Origin of the sequence: Dietzia sp. CW19 (assembly GCF_014145265.1) — a bacterium.
GTDB lineage: Bacteria > Actinomycetota > Actinomycetes > Mycobacteriales > Mycobacteriaceae > Dietzia > Dietzia natronolimnaea.
This window is the reverse complement of sequence record NZ_JAALEE010000340.1, coordinates 1-2,459: the sequence shown is the minus strand read 5'-3', so window position 1 is coordinate 2,459 and position 2,459 is coordinate 1. Positions and strand designations below refer to the sequence as shown.

The window sequence follows — 2,459 nt, the reverse complement described above, 5'->3', positions numbered from 1 at the left end:
TTCGTCCTCAAGGACATCGACCAGTCCGCCGCCGAGCGGGGCAAGGGCTATTCGGAGAAGCTCGTCGCCAAGACCGTCGCCCGCGCCGCCGAGGGCGAGGCCCGGGACGCCGCGCAGGCGAAGGGCGAGGCGCTCCTGGCGCGCATCACCCCCACCACCGACGCCGCGGCCGCCTCCGGTGCGCAGGCCGTCATCGAGGCCGTGTTCGAGGACCCGAAGGTCAAAGAGACGGTGTTCGCGGAGATCGCGCCGCACATCGCCCCGGACGCGCTGCTGTGCTCCAACACCTCGACCCTTCCCATCACCATGCTCGCGGGCGGCGTGGACCGACCGGCCGACTTCATCGGCCTGCACTTCTTCTCGCCCGTCGACAAGATGCCGCTGGTCGAGATCATCAAGGGCGCCGAGACCTCGGAGGATGCCCTCGGGCGCGCCCTGGCACTGGTCGCGCAGATCGGCAAGACCCCCATCGTCGTCAACGACTCCCGCGGGTTCTTCACCTCGAGGGTCATCGGGACCTTCACCAGTGAGGGCATGGCGCTGCTCGCCGAGGGCGTCCCCGCGCCCACCGTCGAACAGGCCTCCTCGCAGGCCGGCTACCCGGCGCCGGTGCTCGCGCTGATGGACGAACTCACGTTGACCCTGCCCCGCAAGATCCGTGACGAGACCCGCCAGGCGGCCGAGGCAGAGGGCCGGCCGCTGCCCGACCACCCGGGCAACGCCGTACTCGACACGATGATCGACGAGTACGACCGCAAGGGCCGCTCCACCGGCGCCGGCTTCTACGAGTACACCGACGGCAAGCGCTCCGGACTCTGGCCGGGCCTGGCGGAGGCTTTCGGCCCCGCCACCGAGATCCCGCTGCAGGACGCGATCGACCGGATGCTGTTCGCCGAGGCGATCGAGACCGTCAAGTGCCTCGACGAGGGCGTGCTGGAGACCACCACCGACGCCAACGTCGGCTCGATCCTGGGCATCGGCTTCCCGGGCTGGACCGGCGGCGTCGCCCGCTACATGGACCAGTACCCGGGCGGCCTGCCCGGCTTCGTCGCCCGCGCCGAGGAGCTCGCCGAACGCTACGGGGACCGTTTCACCCCGCCGGAGTCCCTGCGGTCCAAGGCCGCCTCCGGCGGCACCTACGAGGAGGTCCAGCCGTGATCCGTACCCGCTTCACCGAGGAGTTCGGCGTCCGTCATCCGATCGTCCAGGGCGGCATGATGTGGGTCGGCCGCGCCGAACTCGCGGCCGCCGTGTCCGAGGCGGGGGCGCTGGGAATCATCACCGGGCTCACCCAGCCGACGCCCGAGGACCTGGTCCGCGAGATCGCCCGGTGCCGGGAGATGACCGACCAGCCCTTCGGGGTCAACCTCACGATCCTCCCGTCGATCACGCCGCCCCCGTACGCGGAGTACCGCCAGGCGATCGTCGAGTCGGGCGTGAAGATCGTCGAGACCGCCGGGTCCAACCCCAAGGACCATCTCCCTGTCTTCCACGACGCCGGCGTCAAGGTCATCCACAAGTGCACCTCCGTGCGGCACGCACTCAAGGCGGAGAAGCTCGGCGTGGACGCCGTCTCCATCGACGGCTTCGAGTGCGCCGGACATCCCGGTGAGGACGACGTCCCCGGTCTGGTGCTCATCCCCGCCGCGGCGGCCCGGCTGACCATCCCGATGCTGGCGTCCGGAGGCATCGCCGACGCCCGCGGCCTCGTGGCCGCACTAGCCCTGGGGGCCGACGGCGCCAACATGGGGACGCGGTTCATGTGCACGGCCGAATCGCCGGTCGCGGACCAGGTCAAGCAGCAGATCGTCGCCAACTCCGAGCTCGACACCGCGCTCATCTTCCGCACGCTGCACAACACCGCGCGGGTCGCGGCGAACGCCGTCTCGGCGGAAGTGGTGGCCAGGGAGGCCGAGGGCGTGGAGTTCTCCGACATCCAGCACCTCGTCGCCGGGGCCCGGGGCCGCAAGGTCTTCGAGGACGGCGACCTGGACGCCGGCATCTGGTCGGCGGGTCAGTGCCAGGGCCTGATCGACGACGTGCCCACCGCGGCCGAGCTGGTCGACCGCATGATGGCCGAGGCCGAGTCGATCATCACCGACCGGCTGGCCGGCATGGTCGCCGCCGCGGAGACGGTCCGATGACCCCCACGGGCCGGGACGCGGTCATGGTCGACCGCGACGACCTGGGTGTCGCGACGATCAGCATCAACCGACCCGACCGGATGAACGCGCTCGACCACCCGACGGTGAGCGCACTGGTGGAGATCATCTCCGAGCAGAGCCTGGACCCCGACACCAGAGTCATCGTGCTCGCCGGCGAGGGCGGGGCGTTCACCACCGGGGCGGACCTGCAGGCCATCCGGGACGGGGCCGGGACGGACGAGGCGCCCAGCCCCGAGGCCACCATGACCAGCGCCGCCGAGCTGGTGCGGGCGGTGCTGACCGCCCCGGTCCCGG

The 2,459-nt window shown here is 71.3% G+C and carries 3 protein-coding genes; all 3 read left to right on the top strand.

Features of this window, described 5'->3' with window-relative positions:
- A partial coding sequence (locus G6021_RS10560; RefSeq protein WP_241736518.1) for a 3-hydroxyacyl-CoA dehydrogenase NAD-binding domain-containing protein occupies positions 1-1,158 on the top strand: 1,158 nt, incomplete at its 5' end.
- Entirely contained in the window at positions 1,158-2,144 is a 987-nt protein-coding gene (locus G6021_RS10555) for a nitronate monooxygenase (protein WP_182641251.1), read from the top strand. The genes G6021_RS10560 and G6021_RS10555, both read left to right, overlap by 1 nt.
- Positions 2,141-2,459 (top strand): enoyl-CoA hydratase/isomerase family protein (locus G6021_RS10550; protein WP_182641250.1); only part of this gene is annotated, 319 nt, incomplete at its 3' end. The genes G6021_RS10555 and G6021_RS10550, both read left to right, overlap by 4 nt.